Source organism: Streptomyces pilosus (assembly GCF_014649835.1).
GTDB lineage: Bacteria > Actinomycetota > Actinomycetes > Streptomycetales > Streptomycetaceae > Streptomyces > Streptomyces pilosus.
Genome location: NZ_BMTU01000011.1, coordinates 1 through 14,370, shown reverse-complemented (window position 1 = coordinate 14,370; position 14,370 = coordinate 1). Strand labels below are relative to the sequence as shown.

General features: G+C 72.9%; 10 protein-coding genes. 7 read left to right on the top strand and 3 right to left on the bottom strand.

The genetic code is table 11. The features are described 5' to 3' along the window. Positions 1 to 4 precede the first annotated feature (4 nt). From IE118_RS24300 to IE118_RS24280, 5 genes are all read left to right on the top strand, one after another. A complete protein-coding gene (locus tag IE118_RS24300; RefSeq protein WP_189560162.1) occupies positions 5 to 400 on the top strand; it encodes a DUF742 domain-containing protein in 396 nt (131 codons plus the stop codon). A gap of 24 nt (positions 401 to 424) precedes the next feature. Next, positions 425 to 4,084: a hydantoinase B/oxoprolinase family protein gene (locus IE118_RS24295; protein WP_189560161.1), complete on the top strand. Its 3,660-nt coding sequence runs from the start codon at positions 425 to 427 to the stop codon at positions 4,082 to 4,084. Further along, positions 4,065 to 4,667, top strand: a complete 603-nt coding sequence (locus IE118_RS24290; protein WP_189560160.1) for a GTP-binding protein — start codon at positions 4,065 to 4,067, stop codon at positions 4,665 to 4,667. The genes IE118_RS24295 and IE118_RS24290 overlap by 20 nt, the downstream gene beginning before the upstream one ends. Before the next feature lie 101 nt (positions 4,668 to 4,768). Further along, on the top strand, positions 4,769 to 5,578 hold the full coding sequence (locus IE118_RS24285) for a M15 family metallopeptidase (protein ID WP_189560159.1): 810 nt from the start codon (positions 4,769 to 4,771) through the stop codon (positions 5,576 to 5,578). 47 nt (positions 5,579 to 5,625) lie between these two features. Continuing rightward, positions 5,626 to 6,162, top strand: coding sequence for an NUDIX domain-containing protein (locus IE118_RS24280; RefSeq protein WP_189560158.1), 537 nt, complete (start codon positions 5,626 to 5,628; stop codon positions 6,160 to 6,162). On the opposite strand, the gene IE118_RS24275 is transcribed toward IE118_RS24280, so the two are convergent. After that, positions 6,153 to 8,531: a glycoside hydrolase family 31 protein gene (locus tag IE118_RS24275; RefSeq protein ID WP_189560157.1), complete on the bottom strand. Its 2,379-nt coding sequence runs from the start codon at positions 8,529 to 8,531 to the stop codon at positions 6,153 to 6,155. The two genes, IE118_RS24280 and IE118_RS24275, sit on opposite strands and share 10 nt — an antisense overlap. 211 nt (positions 8,532 to 8,742) lie before the next feature. Between IE118_RS24275 and IE118_RS24270 the strand changes: the two genes are divergently transcribed. Next, positions 8,743 to 10,710, top strand: coding sequence for an acetoacetate--CoA ligase (locus IE118_RS24270; protein ID WP_189560156.1), 1,968 nt, complete (start codon positions 8,743 to 8,745; stop codon positions 10,708 to 10,710). Positions 10,711 to 10,819: 109 nt separating this feature from the next. Further along, positions 10,820 to 11,713, top strand: a complete 894-nt coding sequence (locus IE118_RS24265; protein WP_189560155.1) for a DUF8829 domain-containing protein — start codon at positions 10,820 to 10,822, stop codon at positions 11,711 to 11,713. Between the two features lie 70 nt (positions 11,714 to 11,783). Here the strand turns inward: IE118_RS24265 and ptsP are convergent, their stop codons facing one another. Further along, complete coding sequence (ptsP, locus tag IE118_RS24260; protein WP_189560154.1) at positions 11,784 to 13,454, bottom strand: phosphoenolpyruvate--protein phosphotransferase; 1,671 nt, start codon at positions 13,452 to 13,454, stop codon at positions 11,784 to 11,786. A 74-nt stretch (positions 13,455 to 13,528) separates the two neighbouring features. Then, complete coding sequence (locus IE118_RS24255; RefSeq protein ID WP_189560153.1) at positions 13,529 to 13,978, bottom strand: PTS sugar transporter subunit IIA; 450 nt, start codon at positions 13,976 to 13,978, stop codon at positions 13,529 to 13,531. Positions 13,979 to 14,370: the final 392 nt, after the last annotated feature.

Below are 14,370 nucleotides of genomic sequence, written 5' to 3'. Positions count from 1 at the left end.
GGACATGAGCGCTGACGGTCAGGACAGAAGCCACTGGTTCGACGACGAGGCCGGGCCGGTCGTCCGTCCGTACGCCATGACGCGGGGCCGCACCACCAGTGCGGCCCAGCACCGCCTCGACCTGATCGCGGTGGTCGTCACGGAACCGTACGCGGACGATCCGGAGGACGATCCCACCCTCTCCCCGGAGCACGTGGACATCGTTCGGCTGTGCCGTGACACCTCGTCGACGGTCGCCGAACTCGCCGCCGGACTCGATCTGCCCGTCGGAGTGGTCCGGGTCCTCGTGGGAGACCTCGTGGACGGCGAATTCGTCCATGTGAACCGGCCCGTACCGCCGGCGGAACTGCCGGACGAGAGTATTCTGCGCGACGTGATCAACGGCCTCCGGGCGCTGTGACCGGCGCGGAAGCGGAGTACTGACGTGGCAGGCTGGCAGTTCTGGGTCGACCGGGGCGGCACCTTCACCGACATCGTCGCGCGGCGCCCCGACGGCCGGCTCCTCACCCACAAGGTGCTGTCCGACAACCCGGCCCCGGACCGTGCGGGCCCGAGCACGGACGCGGCGGTCCTCGGCGTCCGCACCCTGCTCGGCGGGTCGGACGACCCCGTCGACGGCGTGCGCATGGGCACCACGGTCGCCACCAACGCCCTGCTCGAACGCAAGGGCGAACGCACCCTGCTGGTCGTCACCCGGGGCTTCCGCGACGCCCTGCGCATCGCCTACCAGAACCGCCCCCGCATCTTCGCCCGCCGCATCGACCTGCCCGAGCTGCTGTACGAACGGGTCGTCGAGGTGGACGAGCGCGTCGCCGCCGACGGCACCGTCCTGCGCGCCCCCGACCTGGACGCCCTCGCCCCAGCGCTGCGACGGGCCTGGGACGACGGGATCCGCGCGGTCGCCGTGGTCTGCATGCACAGCCACCTCCACCCCGCCCACGAACAGCGCATCGGCGAGCTCGCCGCCCGCACCGGCTTCCCGCAGATCTCGCTGTCCAGCGAGGTCAGCCCGCTGATGAAGCTCGTCCCGCGCGGCGACACCGCCGTGGTCGACGCCTACCTCTCGCCCGTCCTGCGCCGCTACGTCCGCCACGTCGCCGACGAACTGGAGAACGTGCGGCTGATGTTCATGCAGTCGAACGGCGGACTCACCGAGGCCGGCCGGTTCCGCGGCAAGGACGCCATCCTGTCCGGGCCCGCCGGCGGCATCGTCGGCATGGCACGCATGTCCCAGCTCGCCGGCTTCGACCGCGTCATCGGCTTCGACATGGGCGGCACCTCCACCGACGTCTCGCACTTCGCGGGCGAGTACGAACGCGTCTTCACCACCAGGCTCGCCGGGGTCCGGCTGCGCGCGCCGATGCTCGACATCCACACGGTCGCCGCGGGCGGCGGCTCCGTCCTCCACTTCGACGGCTCCCGCTACCGGGTGGGACCGGACTCGGCGGGCGCGGACCCGGGCCCCGCCTGCTACCGGCGCGGCGGCCCGCTCGCGGTCACCGACGCCAACGTCATGCTCGGCCGGATCCAGCCCGCCCACTTCCCCGCCGTCTTCGGCCCGGACGGCGACCAGCCGCTGGACGGCGAGGTCGTCCGCGACCGCTTCACCGCCCTCGCCCGCGAGATCCACCACCGCACCGGCGACGACCGCACCCCCGAACAGGTCGCCGAGGGCTACCTGCGGATCGCCGTCGCCGGCATCGCCGCAGCGGTGAAGCGGATCTCCGTGCAGAAGGGCCACGACATCACCCGGTACGCCCTCACCACCTTCGGCGGGGCGGGCGGCCAGCACGCGTGCATGGTCGCCGACTCCCTGGGCATCCGCACCGTCCTCGTCCCGCCCATGGCGGGCGTCCTGTCCGCACTCGGCATCGGCCTCGCCGACACCACCGCCATGCGGGAACGCTCCGTCGAGGCCCCCCTCGAACCCGCCGCGATGCCCGCCGTCCACAGGGCGGCCGACGACCTGGAGAAGGCGGCCCGGGCCGAACTGCGCGCCGAGCACGTCCCCGAGGAGCGCATCGAGGTCACCCGCCGCGCCCAGCTCCGCTACGACGGCACCGACACCACCCTCACCGTCGAACTGACCGGGCCCGGGACGATGCGGCGCGCCTTCGAGACACGTCACCGCGCCACCTACTCCTTCACGCTCGACCGTCCGATCGTCGTCGAAGCGCTCTCCGTCGAAGCGACCGGCCGCACGGAACCCCCCGATCTCTCCGCCCTCGCACCGTGCGGTGCCGCCCCCGGGCGGAGCACCCCCGACCCGCTCACCGTCCGCCTCCACACCGGCGGCACCTGGCGCGAGGCACCGCTCCACCGCCGGGAGGACCTGCCCGCCGGCGCCACCGTCACCGGCCCGGCGATCATCACCGAGTCCGGCGCGACGACCGTCGTCGACGACGGCTGGCGGGCCGCGGCGAGGGACGACGGGCATCTGGTCATGGAGCGCGCCGCGGTGACACGGGGTTCCGACGCCGGCACGGAAGCCGACCCGGTCCTGCTGGAGATCTTCAACAACCTCTTCATGTCCATCGCCGAACAGATGGGCGCCCGCCTCGAGTCCACCGCCCAGTCCGTCAACATCAAGGAGCGCCTGGACTTCTCCTGCGCCCTCTTCGACCCCGACGGAAACCTGGTGGCCAACGCCCCGCACATCCCCGTCCACCTGGGCTCCATGGGCACCGGCGTCAAGGAGGTCATCCGGCGGCGCGCCCGGACCATGCGTCCCGGGGACACCTACGCCGTCAACGACCCCTACCACGGCGGCACCCACCTGCCCGACGTCACCGTGATCACCCCGGTCTTCGGCACGGACGCCGCGGACGCCACCGGGGACAGCGGGGTCCTCTTCTACGTCGCCTCCCGGGGCCACCACGCCGAGATCGGCGGCATCGCCCCCGGCTCCATGCCGGCCGGCAGCCGCACCATCGAGGAGGAGGGCGTCCTCTTCGACAACTGGCTGCTCACCGAGGACGGCCGCTTCCGGGAGGAGGAGACCCTCCGCCTCCTCACCGAGGCCCCCCACCCGTCCCGGGACCCCGGGACCAACCTCGCCGACCTGCGCGCCCAGATCGCCGCCAACCGCAAGGGCGTCGACGAAGTCGGCCGCATGATCGAACACTTCGGACTCGACGTCGTCCAGGCCTACATGCGGCACGTCCAGGACAACGCCGAAGAGGCGGTGCGCCGCGTCGTCGACGTCCTGGACGACGGCGAGTACGCCTACGAGACCGACTCGGGCGCCGTCATCCGCGTGCGCGTCCGGGTGGACCGCGCGCACCGGACCGCGACCATCGACTTCACCGGCACCTCCGCCCAGCTGCCCACCAACTTCAACGCCCCCGTCTCGGTCGTCCACGCGGCCGTGCTGTACGTCTTCCGCACCCTGGTCGCCGACGACATCCCGCTCAACGACGGCTGTCTGCGCCCGCTGAGGATCGTCGTCCCGCCCGGCTCCCTGCTGTCGCCGGTACCGCCGGCCGCCGTCGTGGCGGGCAACGTGGAGACCTCCCAGGCCGTCACCGGCGCCCTCTACGCCGCCCTCGGCGTCCAGGCGGAGGGCTCCGGCACCATGAACAACGTCACCTTCGGCAACGCGCGTCACCAGTACTACGAGACCGTCGCCTCCGGTTCGGGCGCCGGTGACGGCTTCGACGGCGCGTCCGTGGTGCAGACCCACATGACCAACTCACGGCTCACCGACCCCGAGGTCCTGGAGTGGCGCCTGCCCGTCCGGCTGGAGGAGTTCTCGGTGCGCCCCGGCAGCGGAGGCGCCGGACGGTGGCGCGGCGGAGACGGAGCCGTGCGCCGCATCCGCTTCCTGGAACCCATGACCGTCTCCACGCTGTCCCAGCACCGCCGGGTCCCCCCGTACGGCATGGCGGGAGGGGCACCGGGGGCACGGGGCGCCGGCCGGGTCGAACGAGCGGACGGTACGGTCACCCGGCTCGCCGGCAGCGACTCGACGGACGTCGGAGCCGACGACGTACTCGTCATCGAGACCCCCGGCGGCGGGGGATACGGCCCGCCGCCCGAACCCCATCGAGCAGGAGAAGAATCCGATGATCTTCGGGCGTACTGAGCGCGGCAAGCCCCCGGTCGAGCCCGTCACGCTCAAGATCCTGGTGGCCGGCGGCTTCGGCGTGGGCAAGACCACGCTGGTGGGCGCGGTCAGCGAGATCAGGCCGCTGCGCACCGAGGAACTGCTCACCGAGGCGGGCCGCCCGGTCGACGACACCAGCGGTGTGGAGGCCAAGGGCACCACGACCGTGGCCATGGACTTCGGCCGGATCACCCTCCGGGAGGACCTGGTGCTGTACCTGTTCGGCACGCCCGGCCAGGAGCGGTTCTGGTTCATGTGGGACGAACTGTCCGAGGGCGCCCTCGGCGCGGTCGTCCTCGCCGACACCCGGCGCCTGGAGGACTGCTTCGCCGCCATCGACTACTTCGAGCGGCGCTCCATTCCCTTCCTCGTCGGCGTCAACTGCTTCGAGGGCGCCGCCCGGTACCCGGTGGACGACGTCCGCCGCGCCCTCGACCTCGACGACCACGTACCGCTGGTGATGTGCGACGCGCGGGACCGGGAATCGGTCAAGGAGGCCCTGATCGGCGTCGTCCAGCACGCGATGGCCCGGTCCTCGCGGCGGCGGGCGGTCACCACCTGAGGAGACGGCGGACACGGCCCGCACCCCGCCGGGGTCGCCGGCGGCACGGTTGCCGGCCACGTCCTTCCCCGGAACCGCCGCACCTGATAGACGCAGGGGACATGACACGACTCACCACCGTGGCACGAGGTCTGGCCACCGCCCTCGCCGCCCTGCTCACCGCGACCGCCGCGTCCGCCCCCGCCCGGGCGGAGCCCGAACCCACGGCGCCCCGCGACTTCGTGACGCTGCACGCCGTGGACCCGACGATCATCCAGGACATCCGCTACTTCACCCGGCACAACTTCGTCGGCGAGCGCGTCGACGGCTACCGGCAGCCGCTGTGCATCCTCACCCGGCCCGCCGCCCGGGCACTGCACAGCGCGCAGCGCACCCTGCTGCGCCAGGGCTACTCCCTCAAGGTGTACGACTGCTACCGGCCCCAACGCGCGGTGGACCACTTCGTGCGCTGGGCCGAGGACCTCGGCGACGTCAGGACGAAGGCCGAGTACTACCCGAACGTCGACAAGAGCCGGCTGTTCGCCGACGGCTACATCGCGGAGAAGTCCGGCCACAGCCGCGGCTCCACCGTGGACCTCACCCTCGTGAAGCTCCCCGTCCGGCCGGCCCGCCCCCACCACCCCGGACGGCCCCCGGCCCCCTGCTTCGCGCCCAAGGACGAACGGTCCCCCGACAGTTCCGTGGACATGGGCACCGGCTACGACTGCTTCGACACCCTCAGCCACACCCTCGACCCGCGCATCGGGGGCGAACAGCGCGCCAACCGGCTGCTGCTCAAGAACACCCTGGAGGGCCTCGGGTTCGTGAACCTCGCCGAGGAATGGTGGCACTTCACCTTCAAGCCCGAGACCCACCCCGACACCTACTTCGACTTCCCGGTGTCCCGCGGATCGCTCGCCGGTCACCGCTGACCCACCTGCCGGAGACGCCCCCGCCCTGATCGGATACAGTCCCGCGCGTGTCCGAAACCCTCGCCCCGGTCCCCAACTCCGTGCCGGACTCCCACTGTTCGAGCTGCGGTGCCCCCTACGGGGAGGGCGTCTCCGGCTGGCCCCGCACCTGCCCGGCCTGCGGTGCCGTCGCCTACCGCAACCCCCTCCCGGTCGCGGTGGCCCTCCAGCCCGTCCACGACACCCACGGCACCGCCCTGGTCGTCATCACCCGGTCCATCGCCCCCGCGCGCGGCCGCACGGCCCTGCCCGGCGGCTTCATCGACCACCGGGAGGACTGGCGCCGGGCCGTCGTACGGGAACTGCGGGAAGAGACCGGCATCGAGGCGGAGAGCCGCGACGTCCGCCTCGCCGACGCCATGAGCTCCCCCCACGGACACCTGCTGCTCTTCGGTCTCCTGCCCGAACGGCCCGCCCGGGACCTGCCGCCCTTCACACCCACCGACGAGACCGAGGACCGGCACCTGCTCCGCCGCCCCGAGGAACTCGCCTTCCCCCTGCACACCCTGGCCGTGCGCGCCTGGTTCGAGGGCCGCTACATCTGACCCCCGCCGGACCCCAGCCCGCGCACCCGCACCGGCCGGCCGGGCCCGCCGGCACCGTCCCCGCCCTCCCGCTCGACCACGACCCGCCCGCCCGACCAGCGGACCGCGTACCGCTCGATCTCCGGCTCCTCCCACCCGTCACCGGCGTCCGGCACGAACAGCCCGCCCCCGGTCCGACCCCGGGCGGGTGCCCACACCTCGAGCTCCGTACCGCCGTCGTCCCCCCGCACCGGGAGAACCGCCCCCGCCCGGGCGAACACCGGGATCCGGCCCGGGGGCGCCTCGGCCTGCACGCTAGACGGACCCTCGTACGCCCGGCCCGTCGCCGTGTCGTACCACCGCCCGCGCGGCAGCCGGACGGCCCGCCGCTCCACCCCGGGACCGAGCACCGGCGCCACCAGCAGACCGTCGCCGAGCAGGAACGCGTCCTCGCAGTCACGCAGCGCGCGGTCCTCCGGCGCCGCCCACCACAACGGCCGCACACAGGGCGCCCCGGTACGCCGGGCCAGATGCGCCAGCGTCACGAAGTACGGCAGCAGCCGCCGGCGTTCCACGAGCACCCCGCGCACCTGTCCCAGGACCTCCGCCCCCGACTCCCACGGCCCCCCGCCCACCGAACCCGGGCCGGCGCACGTGCGGAACAACGGCAGGTACGCCCCCAGCTGGAGCCGGCGCAGGAACAGCTCCGGCGACCGCGTCCCGTCGCCGAGACCGACGTCCGTGCCCGAGTACGGCACCCCGCACAGCCCCAGCCCCAGCACCAGCGCCAGTGACGCGCGCAACCCCCGCCAGCCCTCCTCCGCCCCGCCCGACCGGACTCCTCCGTACCGCTGCGCACCGGCCCACCCGGAGCCCGCCAGCACGAACGGGCGCTCCCCGGGCAGGTGTGCGCGCAGACCCTCGTACGCGGCCCGCGCCATGCACAGGCCGTACACGTTGTGCGCCTCGCGGTGATCACCGCCCCTCCCGTCCAGCGCGTGCCGGGCCGACCGCGGCAGCGTCTGCTCCCCGAAGGCCGCGAACGACGTCGGTTCGTCCAGGGCGTGCCAGAAGCCCGCGAACCCCCGCGCCCGCCCCTCCGCGCACAACCCGCCCCACCACTCACGCACCCGCGCGCGGGTGAAGTCCGGATACACCGCCTCCCCGGACCACGAGACACCGCGCACCACCTCCCCGGAGGCGTCCCGCACGTAGACGTCACCCGCCACCCCGCTCCCGGACACCGGGCCGCCGGGCACCTCCCCGACACCGGGAGCGACGACCGATACCAGCCCGATCCCCTCGCGCCGCAGCTCCTCCGTGAGGTCCGGCAGCTTCGGGAAGAGCTCCGCGTCGACGGTGAACACCTCCCGGGAGGCGAGGTGGCCGGCGCCGAGGTGCACGGCGTCCAGCGGCAGCCCGTGCTCCCGGTGGCCCGCCACCACCCGGCGCACCTCCTCCTCACCTCCACCGCCCCACACGGCGTGCTGATGACCGAGCGCCCAGGCCGGTGGCAGCGCCGGCGCGCCGGTGAGCGACGCCCAGGTCAGCAGCACCCGCGCGGGAGTACCCACCATCACCCAGCACCGCAGCGGGCCGCCGTCCATCCTCAGCTCGCTCGTCCCGGCCAGGTCGTGCCCGGAACCGTCCCCCTCCTCGCCCTCCCGCAGCGTCACCGTGCCGTCCCAGGTGTTGTCGTGGAACACCAGATGGGTGCCCGCGTCGGCCACCACCACCTGCGCCGGCATGGTGACGGACCACGGATCACCGGCACGTCCCGGGCCACGACCGTGCCCGGTGTTCCACAGCCGGTACCCGCCGTCCCGCAGCCGGGGACCCGGCACACGGCCCCCGAGACCGAAGAACCGGGCGTCCGCCGGCACCTCCGACCGCAGCATCCACCCGGCCGGGCCACCGCCGGCCGGCTCCCACCAGCGCGGCGGCAGATCCCGCCGCAGCGCCACTCCTCCCGGGGTGAGCACCTCCACCGCGCCGAGCCGCGAGACCACGACCGTCACCCGCTCGGCGACCACCCGCCAGCCACCGTCCTTGTGCGGCTCCAGCACGGCCCGCGGATCCGGATCGGGACAGCGGCCCGCCAGCGCGTACGACGGTTCGGGAGCCGCGCCGTCCCAGCCCCAGAAGACGGCCCCGTTCACCGCGACGAGGATCCGCAGCTCCGAACGGCTGAACCGGATCAGGCCCCCGCCGGGCCCCGGCTCCACCTCCCGCACGGCCCCGGGCACCCGCGCCCGCACCGGCCCCCGCGCCGGCAGCCCCCCGGCGTCCGCCCGCCACCTGCGCCACGCCGCCCGTACGGTCCGCAACCCCTGAGCCGCCCCCGCCGAACCGACCCACCTCACCGAACGCACCAGGTCACGACCGTCCATGGTGCTCACCCTGTCATCGCTCACGCCCGGCGAGGGCGTCGTTCAACTCCCGTTCACCCATGATCGGACCACATCTTCACGACACGGACTGTGTGGGGGACACCCTGGTGCGGAAGTCGATCACATGGCATCGTCCCTGTCAGCCGCGTCACGCGCACACCCCAGCCCGTGCGCGGAGGACGCACACGACGCGCACAGTCCGGGAGCCCCCATGTCGACCGAGAACCCCCAGCCGCTCTGGCAGCCGGATCCGGAACGTATCGCCCGAGCACGGATCACCGCGTTCCAGGCATGGGCCGCCGAACACCACGACGCGCCCGCCGAAGGCGGCTACGCGGCACTGCACCGATGGTCCGTCGACGAGCTGGAAACCTTCTGGAAAGCCGTCACGGAGTGGTTCGACGTCCGCTTCTCGACGCCGTACGCACGCGTCCTGGGCGACCGCTCCATGCCCGGCGCCCAGTGGTTCCCCGGAGCGACCCTGAACTACGCCGAGCACGCCCTGCGGGCCGCCGGCTCCCGCGCGGACGAACCCGCTCTGCTGTACGTGGACGAGACCCACGACCCGAGCCCCGTCACCTGGGCCGAGCTGCGCCGCCAGGTCGGCTCCCTCGCCGCCGAGCTGCGCACCCTCGGCGTCCGGCCCGGCGACCGGGTCAGCGGCTACCTGCCGAACGTCCCGCAGGCGGTCGTCGCCCTCCTCGCCACCGCCGCCGTGGGCGGCGTCTGGACGTCCTGCGCCCCCGACTTCGGCGCCCGCAGCGTCCTCGACCGCTTCCAGCAGGTCGAACCCGTCGTGCTGTTCACCGTCGACGGCTACCGTTACGGCGGCAGGGAACACGACCGCCGCGACGTGGTCGCCGAACTCCGCCGCGAACTGCCGACCCTCCGCGCCGTCGTGCACATCCCCCTGCTCGGCACCGAGGCCCCGGACGGAGCCCTCGACTGGTCGGCCCTCACCTCCGCGGACACCGAACCGGTCTTCGAGCAGGTCCCCTTCGACCACCCGCTGTGGGTGCTCTACTCCTCCGGCACCACCGGACTGCCCAAGGCGATCGTCCAGTCCCAGGGCGGCATCCTCGTCGAACACCTCAAGCAACTCGGACTCCACTGCGACCTGGGCCCCGAGGACCGCTTCTTCTGGTACACCTCGACCGGCTGGATGATGTGGAACTTCCTCGTCTCCGGCCTCCTGACCGGAACGACGATCGTCCTGTACGACGGCAGCCCGGGCTACCCCGACACGGGCGCCCAGTGGCGCATCGCGGAACGCACCGGAGCGACCCTCTACGGCACCTCCGCCGCGTACGTCATGGCCTGCCGCAAGGCCGGCGTGCACCCCGCCCGGGACTTCGACCTCTCCGCGGTCGGCTGCGTCGCGACCACCGGATCGCCCCTGCCCCCCGACGGCTTCCGCTGGCTGCACGACGAGGTCCGCGACGACCTGTGGATCGCCTCCGTCAGCGGCGGCACGGACGTGTGCTCCTGCTTCGCCGGAGCCGTACCCACCCTGCCCGTCCACGTCGGCGAGCTCCAGGCCCCCGGCCTGGGCACCGACCTGCAGTCCTGGGACCCCGGCGGGAAGCCCCTGACCGACGAGGTCGGCGAGCTCGTCGTCACCAACCCGATGCCGTCCATGCCGATCCACTTCTGGAACGACCCCGACGGCAGCCGCTACCACGACAGCTACTTCGACACCTACCCCGGCGTCTGGCGCCACGGCGACTGGATCACCATCACCTCGAGGGGATCGGTCGTCATCCACGGCCGTTCCGACTCCACGCTCAACCGCCAGGGTGTCCGCATGGGCTCGGCCGACATCTACGAGGCCGTGGAACGCCTCCCCGAGATCAGGGAGTCCCTCGTCATCGGCGTCGAACAGCCCGACGGCGGCTACTGGATGCCCCTCTTCGTCCACCTCGCCCCCGGCGCCACCCTGGACGACGACCTCCTGAACCGCATCAAACGGACCATCCGCGAACAGCTCTCCCCGCGCCACGTCCCCGACGAGGTCATCGAGGTGCCCGGAGTCCCGCACACCCTCACCGGCAAACGCATCGAGGTCCCCGTCAAGCGCCTCCTCCAGGGCACCCCCCTGGACAAGGCGGTCAACCCCGGCTCCATCGACGACCTCGGCCTCCTCGCCTTCTACGAAGAGCTCGCCCGCAAGCGCGGCTGAACGTCCCGGACAGGCGGGCCTCCGGGCCCGCCCCCCACCTCCCGCCGACCCGTTGTCAGTGCCGCCGGTTACGTTGAGTGAGCATCGAGCGACTGTCCGAGGGGGAGACATGACGTACACCGACCACCGCACCCTGCGACGCGACCTGCGCCGGGAGATCGCCGCCACCATCGGCGTGCTGACCGACGAACACGACTTCCGCGCCATGCGGCGCTACACCAGCTTCGCCTTCGACGACCACACCACCTACCTCGAACACCTGGAGGCCCTCCTCAGGACACGCGCACGGCAGGGCAGCCACACCACCGTCACCCTCTTCGACCCCGCGGACTACGCGGAGTTCTGCGCGAGCACGGGCCTGGACCCCGACAGCCACACCAGCCGCTCCCGGTTCGCGGCCGCCCTCGCCACCACCGGACCGGCCGTCCCCTACGACGGCCGGCCGCTGGCCGACCTCCTGCCCACCCTCGTCGACGAGGCCGTCCGCCAGGCCACCTGGGAGTACGCGGCCACGCTCCTCGCCCGTCTCGGACCCTGCGCCTCCTGCGGTGAGGACCTGGGCCGCGCCGCCTTCGCCCGCGCCTCCCACCTCCTCGCGCGCATCCTGGACACGGCGCCGCCCGGCGAACGCCACCTCGTGTGCAGCGTCTCCGGGCCGCCCGAGACCCTCGTCGCGGCCCTGCACACCGACGACACCACCGGCCGCACGGAAGCCGACGAGTCCGAGGGCCTCGAGTTCACCGCCGTCCTGGCCGTCGGCCTCGCCACCGCCGGCCCCGGCGGCCTGGTCATGCGGATCAGCAGGCCCGGCGTCCCCGACCGGGTCCACGGCTGGCGCCTGCGCGCCCACCGTCTGGAGGCCCTCACGGCCGGAGAGGTCTTCGACGCCTACTGCACCGACGCCGAGTCCGGGGACCTCATCGCCCCGGAGTCCGACGTCGACTACTGCGAGGCCCCCGACCTGGGGGAGGAGGACGGCCCCGGCGGGGCCCACCGCCACTGAGCCCGACACACCGGAGGGGGCGCCCCACCTCGGGTGGGTCGCCCCCTCCGGGACAGCGGGCCGCGGCCGGCTACTCGCCCGACAGCACCGCCTGCGCGGCGTTGCGGGCGTCCTCGGCACTGTCGGCGGCCCGGGCCGCCGCCGCGGCCCGCTCGCACTGCGCCAGCGTGAACTTCGCCAGCGACGCCCGCACATACGGAATGGACGCCGCACCCATGGAGAGGGAGGTGACACCCAGACCGGTCAGCACACACGCGAGCAGCGGATCGGAGGCGGCCTCACCGCAGACACCGCAGCTCCTGCCCTCGGCCCGCGCCGCCTCGGCGGACAGCGCCACCAGGTCGAGCAGCGCGGGCTGCCAGGGGTCCTGGAGCCGCGAGACGGCACCCACCTGACGGTCCGCGGCGAACGTGTACTGCGCGAGGTCGTTCGTGCCCAGCGACAGGAACTCCACCTCCCGCAGGATGGAGCGAGCCCGCAGCGCCGCCGACGGGATCTCGACCATCGCGCCGAACTTCGCGCGCAGCCCGGCCTCCCGGCAGGCGTCCGCGAAGGCCTTGGCATCGGCACGGTCCGCCACCATCGGGGCCATCACCTCGAGGTGCACGGGCAGCCCCTCCGCGGCCCTGGCCAAAGCCGTCAGCTGGGTGCGCAGCACCTCGGGATGGTCCAGCAGGGTGCGCAGACCGCGGACGCCCAGGGCCGGGTTCGGCTCGTCCGCCGGAGTCAGGAAGTCCAGCGGCTTGTCCGCGCCCGCGTCCAGCACGCGCACCACGACCCGGCCCTCGGGGAACGCCTCGAGCACCTGACGGTACGCCGTGACCTGCTTCTCCTCCGTGGGGGCGTTCTTGCTGTCGTCCAGGAACAGGAACTCGGTACGGAACAGACCGACGCCCTCGGCCCCCGCCTCGACGGCCGCGGCCACGTCGGCGGGACCGCCGATGTTGGCCAGCAGCGGCACCTTGTGACCGTCGGCGGTCGCGCCGGGCCCGGTCGACGCCGCGAGCGCCGCCTTGCGCTGGGCCGCGGCGGCCTCCAGCTGTGCCTTCTTCTCGTCGCTCGGGTCGACGAAGATCTCGCCGGTGCTGCCGTCGACCGCTATGAGCGTGCCTTCGGCGAGTTCGCCCGCACCCGGCAGCGCGACGACGGCCGGGACGCCGAGGGCGCGGGCCAGGATGGCGCTGTGACTGGTGGGCCCGCCCTCCTCGGTGACGAAGCCGAGCACCAGGGTGGGGTCCAGCAGCGCGGTGTCCGCGGGCGCGAGATCACGGGCCACCAGCACGTACGGCTCGTCGCTGTCCGGCACACCGGGCATCGGCACCCCGAGCAGCCGGGCGACGATGCGGTTGCGCACGTCGTCGAGGTCGGCCACCCGCCCCGCCAGGTACTCCCCGGCGTTCGCCAGCAGCTCGCGGTACGAGGCGAAGGCGTCGTACACGGCACGCTCGGCCGTGCTGCCGACGGCGATCCGTCGTTCCACGTCGGCCATCAGCTCGGGGTCCTGGGCCATCAGCGCCTGTGCTTCGAGCACCGCCTGGGCCTCGCCCCCGGCGAGGTTCCCGCGGGCTGTCAGGTCGGCGGCCACGGCCTCCACGGCCTGGCGGGCGCGGCCCTGCTCGCGCTCCGCGTCCTGCGGGGGGATCTGCTTGGCCGGCGGTTCGAGCACGGCCGTACCCATGTGCCGGACCTCGCCGATCGCCACTCCGTGACTGACACCGACGCCTCGCAGCGTTGTCTCCATCTCACCCGTCTCCGCTAGTGCGGCGGGAGGAGCCGCCGCGTTGGTTGTCCACATGGCCGTCCGGGGACGGCGTGTCACTTCCAGAGGAAGAGACTGTCACCGGCCTTCACGTCGCCGCTGTCCCGCAGCTCGGAGAGGGCGTCCGCGGTGGCCTCCAGCGCCACCACCGGGCACACCGGGGACTTGCCGGCGGCCTCGACGGCGGCAGGGTCCCAGCGCACGATGCTCTGACCGCGCCTCACGGTGTCCCCCTTGCCGACGAGCAGCTCGAAGCCCTCGCCGTTGAGCTGAACGGTGTCGATGCCGAGGTGGGTGAGCACACCGTGTCCGCTGTCGTCGACGACGACGAACGCGTGCGGGTGCAGGGAGACGATCACGCCGTCGACGGGGGAGACGGCCTCGGAGGGCTCCCGTACGGGGTCGATCGCCGTACCCGGGCCGACCATGGCCCCGGAGAAGACGGGATCGGGCACGGACTCCAGGCCGATGGCCCGTCCTGCGAGCGGGGACGTCACGGTGGTCATGGGAAGCCTCCCAGGGAGTGGATCTGTACGAGTGCCGTCACTGTCTGTCTCCGGCGCACTGTTCAGCAGCGTATGTCATATGACGTACCGGTTACGGGGGACAGCTCCGGGTCTGGCGGTCTGGACAAGAGGTCTAGACCACCAGACCCTAATCGATTTGCACGCGGTCCGCGACCCCGTGTAGAGTTGAACTCCTGCTTGGGGATGAGCGACGCGACAGGGTCCTCGCCCGGCAGCAATCCAACTTGTCAGATCCTATCTCGGGGTCACTTTCTGCATGTCCGCAGAACGGTGGTCAGGGAGTCGGAAAAACGCTGGTAGAGTTGGAAACACCGAAGGGAAGCGCCCGGAGGAAAGCCCGAGAGGGTGAGTACAAAGGAAGCGTCCGTTCC

Bases quoted from the DNA above. Each gene is read 5' to 3' on its own strand.
- IE118_RS24285 (WP_189560159.1), top strand. From the start codon at position 4,769: ATGACACGACTCACCACCGTGGCACGAGGTCTGGCCACCGCCCTCGCC.
- IE118_RS24255 (WP_189560153.1), bottom strand. From the start codon at position 13,978: ATGACCACCGTGACGTCCCCGCTCGCAGGACGGGCCATCGGCCTGGAG.
- IE118_RS24270 (WP_189560156.1), top strand. From the start codon at position 8,743: ATGTCGACCGAGAACCCCCAGCCGCTCTGGCAGCCGGATCCGGAACGT.
- ptsP (WP_189560154.1), bottom strand. From the start codon at position 13,454: ATGGAGACAACGCTGCGAGGCGTCGGTGTCAGTCACGGAGTGGCGATC.
- IE118_RS24300 (WP_189560162.1), top strand. From the start codon at position 5: ATGAGCGCTGACGGTCAGGACAGAAGCCACTGGTTCGACGACGAGGCC.
- IE118_RS24265 (WP_189560155.1), top strand. From the start codon at position 10,820: ATGACGTACACCGACCACCGCACCCTGCGACGCGACCTGCGCCGGGAG.
- IE118_RS24275 (WP_189560157.1), bottom strand. From the start codon at position 8,531: ATGGACGGTCGTGACCTGGTGCGTTCGGTGAGGTGGGTCGGTTCGGCG.
- IE118_RS24290 (WP_189560160.1), top strand. From the start codon at position 4,065: ATGATCTTCGGGCGTACTGAGCGCGGCAAGCCCCCGGTCGAGCCCGTC.